Below are 17,707 nucleotides of genomic sequence, written 5' to 3' on the forward strand. Positions count from 1 at the left end.
AGAGGTGATTGAATGCGTTTACACACCAAGTTGATGCTGGGCATCTGTACGTTAATCATCTTAATGGGTGGAATACTTGAAGTTATTTTCATAAATATCCTGGAAAATAACCTGAAGCAGGAAACAGGGGAAAAAGCATTGTCGGTTGCCCAGACCATTTCTTTGCTGCCTGAAATTAAACAAGCATTTCGAACGGATAATCCTTCTGTAATCATTCAGCCCATCGCGGAAAGAATTCGCAGGCAGATCGATGCGGAATTCATAGTAATAGGAGATGAGAATGAAACACGGCTGTCGCATCCAGATTCCAACTTGATAGGCAAGAAAATGGTAGGTGGAGATAATGGCGAGGTTTGGAATGGGAAATCCATCATCACCGAGTCCACTGGGACATTGGGACCTTCCATTAGGGGAAAATCCCCGATAATCGAAAATGAAAAAGTCATTGGTGTAGTCTCCGTTGGCTACCTTCAGGATGATATTGAAAAAGAATTGTCCAGTATACAAAGAAAGATAGTCTGGATCATCTCTTTTATATTAATCGGCGGTTTATTGATAGCCTTTTTCATTTCATTCAATATAAAAAAGGCGATATTGGGTCTGGAGCCGAAAGAGATCGCCTGGATGTTTCAAGAGAAGCATGCCATTTTGGAATCGATTCATGAAGGCATCATTGCCATTGATGTTCATGGGAAAATCACGGTCGTCAATGAAACGGCGCATAAAATCCTTCATATCCCTAAAGAAGTCATGCTTCGCGGGCAAAAAATCGAAGAAGTCATAACGCATACACATTTGCTTGATGTAGTCAGCACGGCACGGGCCGAGTATGATCAGGAATTCATGATTGATGGTGAAGTTTTTTTGGCCAGCCGGATCCCCATTTTGAATGGACAGGGTGAAATCATTGGTGCAGTTGCAAGTTTGAGAAATAAATCGGAACTATCCAATCTCCTTCAGGAACTGTCACATGTAAAGGCATATGCAGAAGGGCTGAGGGCCCAGACACATGAATATTCGAATCGGCTCTATACTCTGCTAGGCTTGATTCAACTCGGTTCACATAAAGAAGCGATAGATTTCATATCGAAGGAAGTGGATGTCACCCAAGGCTTCATTCACTTTCTAATGAAGGAAGTACCTGATCCGATTATTGCTGGGTTCATTTTAGGGAAGGTAAGTTTAGCCAGCGAGCTGAAAATTGATTTTACCATTGATAGAGAAAGCAGTTTTAAGGATATTCCGCCCCAAATAGATCGGGATTTATTAGTGACGATCATCGGCAACCTCATCAATAATGCCTTCGAAGCTGTACGGGAAAACGAAAGGGAGGAAAAAAGGGTATCGTTGTTCATCACGGACTTAGGTAAAGAGTTGATCATAGAGGTTGAAGATAATGGAAAAGGGATGAATTCAGATATTACCGAAATGATTTTCCAGAACGGTTTTACGACGAAAAGCCATCAATCCAATTCAGGTATAGGTTTGAGCCTTGTTCAGGAAGCGATTGATGGATTAGGGGGATATATCACTTTTTCGACGAAAGAAGGGGAATATACGATTTTTACTGTTGCCATACCAAAAAAACAGAGGGGTGATTAAATGATGGCCAATCGTGACATAGAAGTCTTAATCGTAGAAGATGACCTGCGGATTGCCGAGATACAGAAGCTATTCATCGAAAAGCTTGAGGGATTTCAAACAATCGGAATCGCGTCAAGCTATGACGAGGCTAAAAGCTTCATTAAAATCATGCAGCCGGATCTATTGCTGCTCGATATGTATTTTCCGGATATGAATGGGCTTGATATCCTGAAAGAAATCAAGCAGCAAAGCAAACAAATGGATGTCATTATGATAACGGCGGCTAAAGAAATCGAAAAAGTCCAGGAAGCCATCAAGATCGGCATATTTGATTATATTATCAAGCCTGTCGCATTTGAGCGTTTCAAGCAGTCCTTACGCCGATATCAAGAGTATCACAACAAACTGTCTGAATTGGAAAAGGGCAATTTTCCCGTAACGCAGCAACAGGTGGATAAGCTTTTGCGAAAGGAAATGAAAGAAAAAGAGAGGGAACAAACTTCACTGCCAAAAGGGATCGATCGGATGACTTTGGAGAAGGTGATGGTTGTGTTGGGGAAATCCTCCCCAGGGTTAACTGCCGAAATAGTGGCAAAGGAAATCGGGGTGAGCAGGACAACGGCAAGGCGTTATCTGGAGCACTTGATGTCAGAGGAAAAAATTGATGCCGATTTAACATATGGCACGGTAGGACGTCCTGAACGGGTTTATGCGATCAAGTTATAAATGGGTTCGCCAAGTGGCGGATCTTTTTTTGTTTGATCGAATAAATGACAGGCATTTTTTTGGGAATCAGATTGGTGGGAATTCATCGTTTTTTTGAAGTGTAAAAATGATGAATGAGGAAAAAATACGTGTGAGTGTTGAAGCAGACAAGTATATGACAAGTGTCATAGCAGGAAATTGACGTTTATGACTATAGAAGATCGGTTATTATTCCTATAATTAAAGAAGAGATGTTGCCAAAGTTTTTCGAAATATAAAACAAAAACCAATCCATTTAAACACTTCATTTTTATATATTATGAGGAGGAAACCATGAGTAATCATAATCAAAAACAATTGAGAAAAGATATTGCCCCTTTTGAAAAATCCAATACTAAATCAAGTGTGAAACAGCTCATAAATACATTTCCGCCATTTTTCCTGTTATGGTTTTTAGCTTATCAAAGCTTAACCATTTCATACTGGCTGACCCTTGCATTGGCCGTCCTGGCTTCAGGATTCGTAGTCAGGATTTTCATCATTTTCCATGATTGCTGTCATCAATCGTTTTTCAAAAGCAGGAAAGCGAATAGCATCCTGGGTACAATCAGTGGAATCGTTACATTATTTCCATATGAGCAATGGAAGCATAGCCATTCCATACATCATGCAACAAGCAGTAATTTAAACAAACGCGGTACAGGAGATATTTGGATCATGACCGTTGATGAATATATCGCAGCTTCATTCTGGGGGCGGCTGGCTTACCGTTTATATAGAAATCCGATCGTCATGTTTGGATTGGGTCCATTTTATCTATTTCTTGTATCGAACCGTCTGAATAAAAAAGGCGCTAAAAAGAAAGAACGGATGAATACGTATTTGACAAATGCCGCAATCGTGGCAATTTATGGTCTTTTATGCTTGGCTATCGGATGGCAGGCATTCCTGATGATTCAGGTACCGATGCTTTTTGTAACGGGATCACTGGGCATCTGGCTGTTTTATGTACAGCATCAGTTCGAAGATTCTTATTTCGAAGAGGAATCGGAATGGGATTACGTGAAGGCTGCCATCGATGGAAGTTCTTATTATAAACTTCCAAAGGTTTTGCAATGGGTAACCGGTAATATCGGTTTTCACCACGTGCATCATCTTAGTCCAAGAGTGCCAAACTATAATCTGGAAAAAGTCCATGATTCCACCCTGCCTTTGCAGCAGGCAACGACAATCACCCTTAGTTCAAGTTTAAAATCGCTTCGCTTCCGCCTTTATGATGGCGAAAACAAGACGTTTGTCAGTTTTAAAGAGATTAAGGAACGTCTAAATGAAACAAAATCAAAGGTGGAAATCAATAATAAACGTCCAAGTCTTCAAGAAAAATAAATAGTTCATCAAAAAACCATTCAATTTCCATTGGGTGGTTTTTTGATGAAACTCCTTAGTATATACTAGGATAAAAAGAAATAGAGGCGGCGCCATGCAAAGTTGGTATCATATCTTTCCGAAAAACACAGGGCTGAGCCCTTATGTCTGGATCATTTTTTGTATCCTTCCTTTTTATTTCATCTTCAAATCTTCTTCGATGTTGGAGATAGTCTTTGGAATCGTCATGATCATTTTGTTTTTCATATCATATGGTCTATCATTCGTTTCGAAGGGATGGCCCGTATACGTATGGACGGCGATACAAATAGTCATATCCATATCCATGACCATATTTTTCAGCTACATTTACTTTTCACTTTTTTTAGCATTCTTTATTGGGAATGTTCAAAATAAGGTTGGCTTTTTCGTCTTATATTCGATCCAGCTATTGGCTACCATCGTGTCTGTCAATATTGGATTCATCATGAAAGACCCTACGTTCTTTTCGCAATTTCCCTTTATGCTCATTTGTGTGGTAGGCGTGATCCTGCTCCCATTCAACACATATAATCGGAATAAACGGGGCAGGTTGGAAGAACAATTGGAGGACGCACATAAAAGAATTTCGGAGCTTGGCAAAATGGAGGAACGTCAGCGGATTGCCCGTGACTTACATGATACACTTGGACAAAAACTGTCTTTGATTGGCTTGAAAAGTGACCTTGCAGGGAAATTGATCGATTTGAATCCGGATTCAGCCAAGAAGGAAATCAAGGATATCCGTCAAACGGCGAGGACGGCACTCAAGGAAGTACGTGAAATGGTGTCGGAAATGCGCGGGGCCAAGCTAAGCGATGAAATCATCCGGGTCAAGCAAATATTGAAAGCGGCAGAGATAGAATTCAATTTGGAAGGCACCACGGAATTGCAAGATACCCCATTGCTTGTTGAAACGGTTTTAAGCATGTGCTTGAAAGAAGCTGTGACCAATATCGTCAAACATAGCGGTGCCGACTGCTGTAATATCGTCATTGAAGAATTACAAACAGGAGTGACGATCACAGTACAGGATAATGGAGTGGGGCTTTCGCATAGATCAGAGTTTTTTAAAGGCAATGGGCTTCAAGGAATGAAAGAAAGGCTCGAATTCGTTAATGGCAGCCTGGATATTAAATCAACAGATGGAACGACACTTTATATAAGAGTTCCGAATGCTATAAAAAATAATGGATAGGAGGGATTAACATTGATTCGAATCGTAATTGCCGAAGACCAGCGGATGCTGCTTGGTGCGCTAGGTTCCATCCTAGATTTGGAAAGTGACATGGAAGTTGTGGGAAAAGCGAGCAATGGGGAAGAAGCAATGAATCTCGTCAATCAATTAAAGCCGGATATCTGCATAACCGATATTGAAATGCCAGTTAAAACCGGGCTCGATGTAGCGGAGGAGATCAAGGATCAGGGCCACCAATGCAAAGTCATCATTTTGACCACCTTTGCACGTCCTGGGTATTTTGAAAGAGCAAGAAAGGCCGAGGTAGGCGGATATCTTCTCAAGGATAGTCCTAGTGAGGAACTGGCGAACTCGATCCGTGTCATTATGGATGGGCGGCGCATTTATGCTCCTGAGCTGGTGGATATGGCTTTCGAAGAAGAAAACCCTTTGACTGAACGAGAGAGCCAAGTGCTCAAATTGATCGCAGATGGTAAGACCACAAAGGAAATCGCAAGCCAGCTTTATCTGACCAATGGAACGGTCCGTAATTATATATCAGTCATCCTTGATAAATTGGATGTAAGCAACCGCGTTGAAGCGATTGTGCGATTCAAGGAAAAGGGCTGGTCAAAAGATTGATCAAAGGGTAAATCCCTTTTGGCGCATTTAATGGCGGCTTCGCAAATCAAAAAAGCACAGTGTCAGGATTGGAGTATGGTATATTAATTTTTATTACTACAGGAAAGGGGATGACCATTATGCAAAAGGCTACATTTGCTGGAGGTTGTTTTTGGTGCATGGTGACACCATTTGAAGAACAACCGGGGATTGGAGGAATCGTATCCGGTTATACGGGAGGACATGTTGAAAACCCGACTTATGAGGAAGTGAAGACGGGAATTACGGGGCATTATGAAGTCGTGGAAATCACTTTCGATCCTCAGTTATTTCCTTATGAAAGATTGCTGGAACTATATTGGCAGCAAATTGATCCAACCGACGATGGCGGTCAATTCCATGACAGGGGAAGCCAATATCGGACGGCCATCTTCTATCATGATGAAGCTCAAGAGAAACTGGCTCTTGAAGCGAAAGAAAAGGTTGCGGCCAGCGGGAAGTTCCAGAAACCCATCGTAACGGAAATCCTTCCGGCCCAAACCTTTTACCCTGCCGAAGAATACCATCAAGGCTATCATAAGAAAAACAAAGATGATTATAAAGCGGACCGTGCGAAATCGGGACGTGATGAATTCATTGACCAGCATTGGAACGGTGAATGAAATGGATCATTATTAAACGTTTCCGTTGATTTCAGAAATCCGCGCCCATTCCGCCGACTGCCTGCCAAGCCTCATCAAAGCAAGCGTTTGTGGGGTCTCGTCTAGCCAGTATTCGGCATGAGTGTCGCAAATTTCTTCAATCTAGAGAGGGTTTGGATCCCATATATAATAGTAAAAAATTATGGAGTTTCGCGCTTTAAAATCATGGTAATAATTTCTCATTTGGGGATGAGGCCGTCCGAGCCCCATTTTGTCGATAAACTGTGACTATGGAAATTTTCCATAGTCTTTTTTTTATGGTTAACCATTGATATATAGGCTTGTATTATTTAGATTCGGGAAATTCTTACGATTGTATGGAATCTCTGCAAGGTGTCTGGCATGGACTTTACACATCCGGTTCTTTTTTGACCTTTTAAAGGCACAAAAATTAAATTCATTATTTCATGGGATTCTTATGCGGAGGGTTCAATTTCTCATGATATTTTCATATTTCTTCAGTACACTAAGGGGTAGGTGGTGATAATCATGAATAAAAGAATTTTAATAATAGAAGATGAAGAAAAAATTGCGAGGGTTCTCCAACTGGAACTTAATCATGAGGGTTATCAAACAGAATCGGCTTTTACCGGAAAGACAGGTCTGGAAAGGGCAGAAGCCGAAGAGTGGGATTTAATCTTATTGGATGTGATGCTGCCCGAGTTGAATGGCATAGAAGTACTTAGGCGTTATCGGAAAAAGAATGAATCTACACCGGTCATCCTTCTAACCGCAAGGGATGCTGTGCCAGACAAGGTGAATGGCCTGGACCATGGTGCGAATGATTATGTAACGAAACCGTTTGAAATTGAAGAGCTGCTGGCACGGATCCGTGCTTGTTTTCGTACCAATGTACTGGAGAGCAAATCATTAGGGGAAGTGGATGAACTTAAGATCCATGATCTGAAGTTGAACCTTGGTACAAGGGACATTCACAGGCAAGGCAAAAGGATTGAGCTGACCTCCCGCGAGTTCGATTTGCTGGTTTATCTTTTGCAAAATAAAAATCAAGTACTTTCGAGGGAGCAAATCCTTACACATGTATGGGGATATGACTTTGCAGGGGATACGAATGTGGTTGATGTGTATATCCGTTATTTACGCAAAAAAATAGATTATCCCTTTGAGCTGCAGCTCATACATACTTACCGCGGTGTAGGTTACAGCTTGAAGGAGCCAGTATGAAGATTCGGACGAAAATCCAATCGTATTCCAGCCTTTTTTTAAGCGTCATGCTTATATTGTTGAGTATCATCGTTTTAATCGCCTTCCTTTGGATATCGGTAGAGAGAGAACGGGATCTGCTTGAAGATCAAGCTTCATTAATCGAAGAAAGTATCCTGACGAAAGATTTGATTTCCGGTGATTCCGATTTAATGGAGCCGTATATCCCGGACGATGGAATGGTGAGGATATTCGACACTGATGGAAGGTTGGTAAAAACATTTACGGATGAAGAGGACCTTAAGGGGCTTGCGGTTAAAGCCATTAACGAGAACGGGTATGATTTTACCAAAGCTGATGGGGAATATGTATTGACCTACCGTTATCTTTATCCTGATGAAGGGAAGAAGCTAGGGATGATCGAGGTTACACAGCCGCAGGATACCCTCCTTGATAATTTATCGACGCTTGCCCTCGTTTTAGGCGGTGCATCCCTTTTTGTCATTCTTTTATCCATTCTTGCCGGTAAGTGGCTGGCCAATCTGATTCTCAAACCCATATCGATCATGAGCGGAACGATGAAGGATATTGAGAAAAGCGGGGAATTCAAACGGATACCGCTATCGGATCATTCAAAGGACGAGCTGCAGGTAATGGGAGTGGCATTTAACAGGATGATAGAAAGGCTGGAGCGGAATTATAACCAACAGCAGCAATTCCTTTCAGATGCTTCACATGAATTGAAAACACCGATTACGGTCATAGAAAGCTACTCCTCTCTATTGAAACGCTGGGGAATGAAGGATGAGGCGATTCAGGAAGAGGCGGTGGAGGCAATCCATCATGAAGCCGTCCGGATGAAAAAGCTGACGGAACATCTACTGCAGTCAGCTTCCCGAACGGAACCTTCAGCAGATGTAGAAGGGGAAATAGAACTTATTTCGTTTTGTGAAGGGATTGCCCAAACATTCAGGAGGACGGGGAATCGTGAAATAACGATAGAATCAGAGTTTAAGGAAATATATGCAATGGCCATTTCCAGTAAGCTTGAACAGGTGATTGTCATCCTATTGGACAATGCAATGAAATACAGTGAATCAAGTATACAGATCATGATAAAACGGCAGTCCGATGAAATTCACATCGGTGTGAAAGATCACGGCACAGGGATATCACCAGAACATCTCCCCCATGTATTTGAACGTTTTTATCGCGTGGATTCATCGAGGGCAAGGAAAACGGGAGGCAATGGACTCGGGCTTTCCATCGCCAGGACGCTTGTCGAGTCATTCGACGGTAAATTGGAGATTCAAAGCGAAGCGGGAGAGGGAACGTTGGTGACTCTTATTCTTTCTCATCAAATTCTAATCTAACGCTCATGTTCGTTTCATGAAGGGTGCTTATTATTAAGGTAACAACTTAAAGGAGGAATTCATTCATGAAAAAACAGTGGAGTACGATAAAAGAAGGTATCATTCAAAGGAAAAAGGTAATCATGACGGTGTCCATAGCTTCCGTATTGCTTTTCGGCGGTGCGGCTGGAACGGCGGTATATGCAGTCAATAAGGGGAACCTATCCGAGGATGAGGCTGTCAAAATGATTTCAGAAAAACTAGGCGGCGAAGTTACTCAATTTGAAAAGGATTGGGACCAGCCGATGACCTATGAGATGACCGTTAAAACTAAAGAAGGCTATCAAGACGTTGACGTTGATGCTGAAAAAGGAGAGATTCTTTCTCAGGAGATGGAAGACGGTGACGATGAGGATATGAGCACACAACAAGCGGCGGAAATGGCAAAAGTCAGCAGTGATCAAGCTGAAAAGATTGCCTTGAAAGCGGTGGATGGCCAAGTGACGGATGCTGAGCTGGATTCGGAGAATGGCACCCTTGTGTACGAACTGGAAATAAAACAAGGACTAAAGGAATATGATGTAGTGGTAGATGCCACCACGGGAAAAGTATTGAAAAACCAGTTGGATGATTAATCATATGTCACGTCGATAGTAGCCTGTGATATAAAAATGATCTTGAATTGAAGTGTATGAAAGGATTTGCCGAGTGGCAGATCCTTTTTTTAATTACCAAGACAGTTAGGAAGTGAAGCTTCCTCATCCTTAACAATCATGCATAAACTAATTGAAATTCCGCCCATTAAATCACCTCCAGTAACAGCCTATTAATTTCTGCCCGCAATAGTGTTTGGAGATGGTGCTTAGGCTACCATTTACGATTAAGAAGGAATTAAAAGGAGGAATCGCGAATAGGGGCAGTAAGGAATCTTATACAATGGAGGAATGGCGATGGAAAATTTGGAAATGGCACTGTCATTAAGGGGAAAGAAAGAATTCGAAAAATCCAACCGATTATTGATGGATCTGGCAAAGCAAAATCCCGGTGATGCAGTCATACAGTATCAGTGTGCCTGGAGTTTGGATATTCTCGGACTTGAGGTAAAGGCGGTGCCCTATTATGAAGCGGCACTCAAATTAGGTTTGCCTGAGGAGGATGCAAAAGGGGCCTACCTAGGGTTGGGGAGCACATATCGCACCATAGGGGAATATGAAAAATCAAGACAGACATTGGAATCCGGGCTGGCGAAGTTTCCTGAGGATAAGGCTTTATTGGTATTCAGGGCCATGGCATTTTATAATTTGGGCCAACATGATCTTGCAATGGAATCTCTATTGAAGATAATTACCGAAACCTCTAAGGATCAAGAAATACAATCTTATGCTAAGGCCATAGAATTTTATAGTGATAAACTGGATAAAGTTTTCACATAATAGTGATCATCCCCAAACTATCCACAAAGCCTGTATAAAACAAGTCATTCTTACATATCCGAAATGAATGAATCAACAAATATGACTTGAAATTTCTTGCATTTAGCACGTTTACGGATAAATGAATGTGGATAACCTCGGATTGTGGATAACTTTCCGGTGTTATTAACTACTTTTCCACAGGTAATCCACATATTCACCTTTATATGATAAAAAAACACTGGCGATTAAGTCTTCAGGAATTTTTTATTGTAATGACTTAAGGCTAAAAGGGGATAAATATAGCGATAGCTATGATAATGGATATACAAAAAATCTGCCATTCCCTGGCCAGCAGGATAATCATTGGTCCAGCTTTCTTGTTGACCTGCACGGATAAGATAGGCAATGCCTTTTTCGATTTCGGCTGTCGGCTTATCAGATGCCGATATCAACGCATCCACAGCCCAAGCTGTATGTGTCAGTGTACTTTCTCCGAGGGGGATATATCGTTGCTTGGTATCACTGTAACAAGATTCACCCCAGCCACCATCTTCATTTTGAATTTTCTTCAACCAAGTTAAGGCTTTCTGGATGGATGGATGTCCAGTGGCTTGCCCTGCTGCCTTCATGCCGGTCAGTGCAGACCATGTGCCATATAGATAGCAGATGCCCCAACGCCCATACCAGGAGCCATCACGCTTCTGGTCTTCCAATAGCCAATCCACCGCTCTTTTACTGACTTCTTCCGGCTTCTTCATATTTGTATAGTTTCCTAGGAATTCCAACGTTCTTCCTGTCAGATCAGCGGTAGAAGGGTCAGTCAGGAGATATTTCGAACCCTCTATAGGAAGAAGGTGCAGCCATTTATGGTCGTTATTCCGTTCGAAGGCTGGAAATCCACCATCATCATTTTGCATGGATATCGTGAATGAGACACCGCGCTGCCAGCTGTCCCGATTATCCGGTTTTGCTTGCAGTTGCTTAGCCAGCGCCCGAAGTGAGGCGGTCGTATCATCGACATCCGGATTCATGGTATTGAAATCCGAGAACCCCCAGCCGCCTGGAATCGCGTTAGGATTATGGATCAGCCAATCTCCATACATATAATGCTGGCGTGACAGTAAGTACTGATTGGCAGCCTTAACCGTTGGGTCTTTGGAAGGTATGCCCGCTTCTTGAAGGGCGTAGCTTATTAAGGAGGTATTCCAAACATGGGGCGTCGTGAACTGGATATGTGTGTGTCCCTTAATGGAGCAGGCCATCCCCTTCAGACCGGCAATGGCCTTTAGAATCACTGGATCCTTTTTCGAATATCCAATTGAAAGGAGGGCAAAGATCAAGAAAAAGGTAGAACCGAAATAATTGTACAGTGTCCCGTCTGGTTCCAGCCTGTCGAGCATGAACCTTTTCGTTGAATCCAAGGCTAAGGAATGCAAATAATCTGGATAACCGATCAAAGTTTTGACGCCTGTTTGTAGTTTGGAGAAGAAGGAACGATATTCTTCGGTACGATACTCTTCCCACATATGCTCTTCTGAACGGTCCTCCCTTGTTTGAAATAAATCTTTTAAACTTGGCGTGTCCTGGGTCTTGATCTGAAACTTTTTATGGCCAAGCAATAGTATGGGAATCATGTTGACCCGCCCATATACGGAAAGATCATAAATGCTGACGAAAAAGGTCGGAGGCAGTAAGACCACTTCGAGAGGAATGGGGAACAGGAGCGGCCATTGATATTGTCCGGTGACAGTAAGCATCATTTTCGTTAACATTTTGGCCTGTTTGATGCCACCCTTGGAAAGAATGAATTGTTTGGCTTTCCTCATATGGGAATCGTTCTTATTGCGGAGTCCACTAAAAAGAAGGCCATAATAAGCCTCGATCGTAACCGTAACATTGCCGTCCTTCTCGTCTTGGAAAAGTTTCCAAGAACCGTTTTCCGTTTGCTTGCTTTCGATTCTTTTTACTAAAGCCTCTATAAGAGGAGCATCTTCCATATCTAAAATTTTCAATAATATGATCATATAGGCATCTGCCGTTATCCCGGTGTCAAAGGGATAATTCCACGAACCATCAGCGGATTGGTCTTGTTTCAAGCGATGAACAAGGCGATTGATTTCCAATTGTACATGTTGGTTCAATGACTTTCCTCCTCTAAAAAACACATTTTCCGTTTATATGTATATTCAAAACTTGTCGTTGCATTCAAGAAATCATGTCAGGCGCATCGTCCCACATGAATAAAGGAGGGTGGAAACTAAAAACGCTTTGGCAATGAAAGCTGCCAAAGCGTCATTTAGATACTATGCATCATTTAACTGGTAAGGAAGATGGCTGCATATAGCGGTAAATCGGCAGTACTTTTCCTGTGTCAGCCGGGATGAAATTGAATGTCACATAGCTGTCTATGCCTTCAGGTTCGAGGGTTAGGGAGATGAAGTTGGCATCAGGCTGGCCCATGTCGAAAACATAGCTTCCTTTTGGGAAATCCCGAGTTGTTGAAGTAACAGCGGTCGTGACTTTCCTTGTGGAATGTCCGCTTTCCAGTTCAGCGGAAACTTTTAAATCCGTGACCCTATAGTTTTCAACAGCTACTTTCAAAGGTTTTTTTAATTTTTTCACTTCTACTCCCAATAGCTGAAGTTTCTTGGCGATATTTTTATATTCGGGTGGAAGGATATAGGCTGTCGGTCGATCTCTGACAAGGGTAGGGTATGCATCGGTAGAATCCAGCCAATCGATGGAGGCATCGACCATTTTAGCTTTCGCCAAATCGACTACTGTCAATTTTTGATCCTTAACCAATTTATTTTCGCTGGTGATGACAATTTTATCGTTATCATTTGCTTTTCGCCCTTTTTGCACGACTTCAGTTTCTGCCTGATTAACGGCCTTTTTCACTTTACTGGCCTGTTCGGCTGTCGTTTTGATGAATGCTGCCTGTGCTGTGACTTGTGCAAAAACACGTCGTTTAAAATCCGTACGGCCGATATTGATTCCCCTTGTTTCTATTAAATAGGTCATTGTATTTTTCAAACCGAGGGCGTTTCGGCCAATCCGGGCTTCTGTGCTTCCTTCTGTCGCGGTAAGGACTCCATCATCAGAAGTAGCCAGTGTATAGTAATCGTGATAGGAAAACTTTTCTTTTTCCAATGTTTTAAAAACATTAGGTAAAAGCAGTTCATCGGAAGCTTTTCGAAGCTGTTCGGGAATATTTAAATTCTTGGCTGAGGAGATGAGTAAATCATAGGAAGCAATCGATCCATTTGTTCCCACTTTTTTCAGGGGGGCGGGATTCACTGTATATTCATGTACATCCAGAATCACTTCTGGTTCATAATCATCGATTGACTGATGAATCGTCTGTACTTCAGGATACTCCACTTTTAAGTAGTCCCTATTCCCATCCATATCATTTGCGGTATATCGTTTGAAATAATAAGAGCCATCAGGATTGACGCGTGGAACGATGGCAACATTCACTTTATCGAGGACATCACCAAGTTTGCCTTCAGCCAGCCATTGTGCAAGGACTAATGTTGATTCACCTGAAGCGGGTTCATTGCCATGGATCTGAGCTTGAATCCATATCAATGGTTTATGGGAACCCTTATTCAGTCTTTTTGAATCCTTGCTGAAAAGAAGCATCGGGATGTCGCGTCCTTCTGTGGATTTACCTATCGTCTTGACCTGGATGTTCTTGTTTTTATGCGAGAGGGACTTAATATGATCCAACATTTCTTCCTGGCTCGTAAAGGCGATCTTGTTTTGTTTAAAGGCAGGGGTTTTGAAAGATACATTAGGGTCAGGGAAAAGGTGGGAGAGGTTATCTGGTTGAATGTAACTTGGACCATTTCCATAATAAGGGGTGAATTCTTTTGCTTCGGCTATGGGGCCAGGCAATCCCGTGACAAGGCCTAGTGTTACGACTGATACGATGGCAGGAATGATTTTTTTCATGGACGTCCTCCTGTCTATCTTTTTCCATAAATTATCATATATTAAGCTATTTATACAGTGAAAACACAGGAAATAGTGAAAAACAGGAAGTAACGACTAGATTAAGTGATTCCATGGCACAATTCGCAATTCCTTTTAATAGATGTTGTTCATCACCTGTATTCTGTATAATTACAGGAGGAAAGTCAAAATGATACGATTCAAGCAATTTGCTTGGCCCGTATCATTTCAATTCATCATGTAACTGATTTAAAAGATCCTGTGAATCTTCGCCGCTCATTATCTGGCCGTTCACTTTCGCATAGGGGGTTTTCTTACAAAGTTTACACTCACTCAAACATTCATATTCCTTATATTGAATCCTTGGATTCGCTAAGAACTTACCATAATCGGCAACTGTTTGTTCATTAAGGAAGCGGTCAAGATTATTTTGGCAAAATTCAATCTGGATTTTCGCCTTTTTTGAGAATACTTTGGATAGCAAATTTTTCATCATATCGCTTCTTTCATTGGAAGAGTAAATATTTGTTATTTTGATTTTATCACTTCCTGTAACGAAATGCATGATTGGTTCATCCAAATTCATTACAATTTGACTATGCGGAGTTTATCAAAGTAATTCCCTTGTATATATTGACACATGTCTATGAAATGATAGAATAAGAATGACTGATAATGATAATGAATCTCATTATCACGAATGGAAGAACCTTGTAACTATTGCAACTTCATGATTTCCATTTCAATAGGTGACTTTGCGATAGTCTTTATTCAAATATATTTAATTACAAATATTATCGCTGTATTAACTGAGATAGGAAGAGTAGGAAATGTAGATGAAGATAAGATATTTAGTCATGGCGTTAATTGTTTTATCATTTACGTCATTATTCATTGGTGTAAAAGATATTACCCCCCTGGATTTATTGGATCTAAGTGATGATAAAGTGCAAATCATGCTGCAAAGCCGTTTCCCCAGAATGGTGACCATAGTCATTGCCGGTATTGTGATGAGTATAAGCGGTCTGATCATGCAGCAATTGAGCCGCAATAAATTTGTATCCCCGACGACTGCCGGAACCATGGATTCTGCAAGGCTTGGACTTCTTCTGGCCATTATCATTTTTCCATCGGCAGCACTTATTGAGAAAATGGCATTCGCTTTCATATTCGCTTTGGCTGGTACATTCTTGTTCATGAAAATTCTTGATCAAGTGAAATATAAGGATACGATCTTCATTCCATTGGTTGGTTTGATGTTTGGTAATATCGTCGGATCCATCTCGACTTTCTTTGCCTATAAATATGATTTGATTCAAAGCCTGAACACTTGGATGAATGGGGATTTCTCGATGATCATGTCGGGAAGGTACGAACTTATATATTTAAGTATCCCTCTAGTCATTCTCGCATACTTCTTTGCCAATAAGTTCACTGTGGCAGGGATGGGTGAGGAGTTTGCTATCAATCTAGGACTCAATTATAAGCTTATAGTCAATTTTGGGTTGATCATCGTGGCATTATCCTCCACTGTCGTTTTGTTAACGGTGGGAACGATTCCTTTCATAGGATTGATCGTACCAAATATTGTATCCCTTTACCTTGGTGACAATTTGAAAAAGAGTCTTTCTCATACAGCATTGCTAGGGGCAGTATTCCTATTGATCTGCGATATTCTGGGCAGGATCCTCATATATCCATTTGAAATCCCGATCGGACTCGTGGTTGGTGTCATAGGAAGCGCCGTATTTATCTATCTGATACTGAGGAGAAAGGCATATGAATAATAAAATTAGGATCATTATATTGGCTGTTCTTGCAGCAGCTTTAACGGCAGGGTATATCTTTTGGGACCTTGGACCGAATTGGGATTATGCACTGCCGAGAAGGGTTATAAAAATCATTGCCATCATCGTGGTTGGTTGTGCAATAGCTTTTTCAACAGTGATTTTCCAGACGGTCACGAATAATAAAATCCTGACACCAAGCATTTTAGGGTTGGACTCGATGTATATGCTGATCCAAACGGGAGTGATTTTCCTCTTCGGTTCAACGCATATCATGATCATTAATAAAAATCTCAATTTCCTGATTACACTTGCGGCCATGCTTATTTTTTCCAGCCTGCTGTTCAAGTTCATGTTCAAGAAAAACCGTAATATTTACTTCCTATTGCTGATTGGTATCATCTTCGGAACCTTATTCGGCAGCATGTCTTCATTCATGCAGGTATTGATTGACCCGAATGAATTTCAAATCATTCAAAATAAAATGTTCGCCAGCTTCAATAATGTCAATACGGACCTGTTAACGTTAGCTATTATCCTCATGATAGCGGCAATGATATATTTCATGAGATTTTTGAAGTATTTAGATGTCATGTCCCTGGGGAGGGACCAAGCCATAAACTTGGGTGTGGATTATGATTTTGTCACGAAGCGGGTTTTAATCGTCGTTACGGTTTTAATCTCCATTTCGACTGCCCTGATCGGTCCGATCACGTTCCTCGGATTGCTTGTTGCAAATGTGGCTTATCAATTCATTAAGTCCTATCAGCATAAACATATCATCCCGGGTGCAATGCTGATCAGTGTGGTTGCCTTGGTCGGCGGCCAATTCATTGTAGAGAGGATCTTTACGTTCTCCACCACATTGAGTGTCATCATCAACTTTGTCGGCGGTGTTTATTTCATCTATCTTCTATTAAAGGAGAATAAATCATGGTAGAAGTTAAAAATTTATTCAAAAAATATAATAGTAAAACGGTTGTCGAGGATGTTTCCATTGAAATAATGAAAGGGAAAATCACATCCTTCATCGGTCCCAATGGAGCGGGGAAAAGCACCGTCCTTTCGATGATCAGCCGTCTCATTACCCGGGATTCAGGAGAAGTCCTGATCGAGGGTAAGGATATGGGGAAATTCAATAGCAATGAACTTGCGAAAAAGATTTCCATCTTAAAGCAGGCTAACCACATCAATATCCGTTTAACGATTCGTGAACTCGTCGCTTTTGGCCGTTTTCCTTATTCACAAGGCAAACTGACCAAAGAGGATTGGAAATACGTCGATGAAGCGATTGAATATATGGAACTTGCTGACATGCAGGATAAGTTTCTTGACCAGCTTAGCGGCGGGCAGCAACAGCGGGCATTCATTGCCATGGTTATTGCTCAGAACACGGAGTATGTACTTCTTGATGAACCCCTGAACAATCTTGATATGAAGCATTCCGTCCAAATCATGAAGGTATTGAGGAGATTGGCCGATGAATTAGGCAAAACGGTCATTATCGTCATTCATGACATTAATTTTGCATCCTGTTATTCCGACTATATTGTTGCATTGAAGGATGGCAAGGTTGTTCATAATGGACCTACCGAACAAGTCATCAATTCCAATGTATTAAAGGAAATCTATGATATGGATATTGAAATCCAAAGTATCAATGACAATAAAATCTGTGTGTACTTCACGTAAGACAATTCCATTTGGTTTTAAATTACTTCAGTATTCGTAGCCGTCCCAGAATCCCCTCGTACGCTTCTTAGGCAGTTAAGAGTTGGCGGGCGCCCAAGACTTTAGCCGCCTCCTGTTCATATGGCAGGGAAAGTGATGAAGGTGA

Annotated in this window: 16 protein-coding genes; 13 read left to right on the forward strand and 3 right to left on the reverse strand. The window is 41.5% G+C overall.

Annotation, left to right across the window (positions count from 1 at the left end):
• Positions 1–12 precede the first annotated feature (12 nt).
• The 10 genes from Q8G36_RS00840 (at position 13) to Q8G36_RS00885 (ending at position 10,141) form a co-directional block, all read left to right on the forward strand.
• Positions 13–1,602, forward strand: a complete 1,590-nt coding sequence (locus tag Q8G36_RS00840; RefSeq protein ID WP_305158538.1) for an ATP-binding protein — start codon at positions 13–15, stop codon at positions 1,600–1,602.
• Positions 1,603–2,310 (forward strand): response regulator, encoded by a 708-nt coding sequence (locus tag Q8G36_RS00845; RefSeq protein ID WP_305158539.1) that lies wholly within the window; start codon positions 1,603–1,605, stop codon positions 2,308–2,310.
• Between the two features lie 312 nt (positions 2,311–2,622).
• Entirely contained in the window at positions 2,623–3,675 is a 1,053-nt protein-coding gene (locus Q8G36_RS00850) for a fatty acid desaturase (protein ID WP_133351158.1), read from the forward strand.
• Between the two features lie 94 nt (positions 3,676–3,769).
• Positions 3,770–4,891 carry a sensor histidine kinase gene (locus tag Q8G36_RS00855; protein WP_305158540.1) on the forward strand — a complete coding sequence of 374 codons (1,122 nt, stop codon included), beginning with the start codon at positions 3,770–3,772 and terminating at the stop codon, positions 4,889–4,891.
• A gap of 12 nt (positions 4,892–4,903) precedes the next feature.
• A complete protein-coding gene (locus Q8G36_RS00860; RefSeq protein WP_034310044.1) occupies positions 4,904–5,512 on the forward strand; it encodes a response regulator transcription factor in 609 nt (202 codons plus the stop codon).
• Between the two features lie 119 nt (positions 5,513–5,631).
• Entirely contained in the window at positions 5,632–6,153 is a 522-nt protein-coding gene (gene msrA, locus Q8G36_RS00865) for a peptide-methionine (S)-S-oxide reductase MsrA (protein ID WP_305158541.1), read from the forward strand.
• A 528-nt stretch (positions 6,154–6,681) separates the two neighbouring features.
• A complete protein-coding gene (locus Q8G36_RS00870; protein ID WP_305158542.1) occupies positions 6,682–7,377 on the forward strand; it encodes a response regulator transcription factor in 696 nt (231 codons plus the stop codon).
• Positions 7,374–8,729: a sensor histidine kinase gene (locus tag Q8G36_RS00875; protein ID WP_305158543.1), complete on the forward strand. Its 1,356-nt coding sequence runs from the start codon at positions 7,374–7,376 to the stop codon at positions 8,727–8,729. The genes Q8G36_RS00870 and Q8G36_RS00875 overlap by 4 nt, the downstream gene beginning before the upstream one ends.
• Before the next feature lie 65 nt (positions 8,730–8,794).
• Positions 8,795–9,343 (forward strand): PepSY domain-containing protein, encoded by a 549-nt coding sequence (locus Q8G36_RS00880; RefSeq protein ID WP_305158544.1) that lies wholly within the window; start codon positions 8,795–8,797, stop codon positions 9,341–9,343.
• A gap of 315 nt (positions 9,344–9,658) precedes the next feature.
• On the forward strand, positions 9,659–10,141 hold the full coding sequence (locus Q8G36_RS00885) for a tetratricopeptide repeat protein (protein ID WP_305158545.1): 483 nt from the start codon (positions 9,659–9,661) through the stop codon (positions 10,139–10,141).
• Between the two features lie 227 nt (positions 10,142–10,368).
• On the opposite strand, the gene shc is transcribed toward Q8G36_RS00885, so the two are convergent.
• The 3 genes from shc to Q8G36_RS00900 all read right to left on the reverse strand — a co-directional run bounded on the left by shc (position 10,369) and on the right by Q8G36_RS00900 (position 14,648).
• Positions 10,369–12,264 carry a squalene--hopene cyclase gene (shc, locus tag Q8G36_RS00890; RefSeq protein ID WP_305158546.1) on the reverse strand — a complete coding sequence of 632 codons (1,896 nt, stop codon included), beginning with the start codon at positions 12,262–12,264 and terminating at the stop codon, positions 10,369–10,371.
• 169 nt (positions 12,265–12,433) lie between these two features.
• The gene (locus Q8G36_RS00895; protein WP_305158547.1) at positions 12,434–14,083 is read right to left on the reverse strand and encodes a M14 family metallopeptidase; all 1,650 of its coding nucleotides are present in this window, start codon (positions 14,081–14,083) and stop codon (positions 12,434–12,436) included.
• A gap of 223 nt (positions 14,084–14,306) precedes the next feature.
• Positions 14,307–14,648 (reverse strand): DUF1450 domain-containing protein, encoded by a 342-nt coding sequence (locus tag Q8G36_RS00900; RefSeq protein WP_305158548.1) that lies wholly within the window; start codon positions 14,646–14,648, stop codon positions 14,307–14,309.
• Positions 14,649–14,919: 271 nt separating this feature from the next.
• Between Q8G36_RS00900 and Q8G36_RS00905 the strand changes: the two genes are divergently transcribed.
• The 3 genes from Q8G36_RS00905 to Q8G36_RS00915 are packed head-to-tail and all read left to right on the forward strand — an operon-like array spanning position 14,920 to position 17,562.
• Positions 14,920–15,870, forward strand: coding sequence for an ABC transporter permease (locus Q8G36_RS00905; RefSeq protein ID WP_252268000.1), 951 nt, complete (start codon positions 14,920–14,922; stop codon positions 15,868–15,870).
• Positions 15,863–16,810 carry an iron chelate uptake ABC transporter family permease subunit gene (locus Q8G36_RS00910; protein ID WP_305158549.1) on the forward strand — a complete coding sequence of 316 codons (948 nt, stop codon included), beginning with the start codon at positions 15,863–15,865 and terminating at the stop codon, positions 16,808–16,810. Before Q8G36_RS00905 ends, Q8G36_RS00910 begins: the two co-directional genes overlap by 8 nt.
• Positions 16,804–17,562, forward strand: a complete 759-nt coding sequence (locus Q8G36_RS00915) for an ABC transporter ATP-binding protein (RefSeq protein ID WP_305158550.1) — start codon at positions 16,804–16,806, stop codon at positions 17,560–17,562. The genes Q8G36_RS00910 and Q8G36_RS00915 overlap by 7 nt, the downstream gene beginning before the upstream one ends.
• Positions 17,563–17,707 lie beyond the last annotated feature (145 nt).

The sequence above is a fragment of the Peribacillus frigoritolerans genome, assembly GCF_030676415.1.
Taxonomy (GTDB): Bacteria; Bacillota; Bacilli; order Bacillales; family DSM-1321; genus Peribacillus; species Peribacillus frigoritolerans_A.

Coding starts and splice junctions, on each gene's coding strand:
- Q8G36_RS00875 (WP_305158543.1), top strand. CDS start 7,374: ATGAAGATTCGGACGAAAATCCAATCGTATTCCAGCCTTTTTTTAAGC.
- msrA (WP_305158541.1), top strand. CDS start 5,632: ATGCAAAAGGCTACATTTGCTGGAGGTTGTTTTTGGTGCATGGTGACA.
- Q8G36_RS00900 (WP_305158548.1), bottom strand. CDS start 14,648: ATGCATTTCGTTACAGGAAGTGATAAAATCAAAATAACAAATATTTAC.
- Q8G36_RS00910 (WP_305158549.1), top strand. CDS start 15,863: ATGAATAATAAAATTAGGATCATTATATTGGCTGTTCTTGCAGCAGCT.
- Q8G36_RS00870 (WP_305158542.1), top strand. CDS start 6,682: ATGAATAAAAGAATTTTAATAATAGAAGATGAAGAAAAAATTGCGAGG.
- Q8G36_RS00915 (WP_305158550.1), top strand. CDS start 16,804: ATGGTAGAAGTTAAAAATTTATTCAAAAAATATAATAGTAAAACGGTT.
- Q8G36_RS00880 (WP_305158544.1), top strand. CDS start 8,795: ATGAAAAAACAGTGGAGTACGATAAAAGAAGGTATCATTCAAAGGAAA.
- Q8G36_RS00845 (WP_305158539.1), top strand. CDS start 1,603: ATGATGGCCAATCGTGACATAGAAGTCTTAATCGTAGAAGATGACCTG.
- Q8G36_RS00885 (WP_305158545.1), top strand. CDS start 9,659: ATGGAAAATTTGGAAATGGCACTGTCATTAAGGGGAAAGAAAGAATTC.
- Q8G36_RS00840 (WP_305158538.1), top strand. CDS start 13: ATGCGTTTACACACCAAGTTGATGCTGGGCATCTGTACGTTAATCATC.
- Q8G36_RS00855 (WP_305158540.1), top strand. CDS start 3,770: ATGCAAAGTTGGTATCATATCTTTCCGAAAAACACAGGGCTGAGCCCT.
- Q8G36_RS00905 (WP_252268000.1), top strand. CDS start 14,920: ATGAAGATAAGATATTTAGTCATGGCGTTAATTGTTTTATCATTTACG.
- Q8G36_RS00850 (WP_133351158.1), top strand. CDS start 2,623: ATGAGTAATCATAATCAAAAACAATTGAGAAAAGATATTGCCCCTTTT.
- Q8G36_RS00895 (WP_305158547.1), bottom strand. CDS start 14,083: ATGAAAAAAATCATTCCTGCCATCGTATCAGTCGTAACACTAGGCCTT.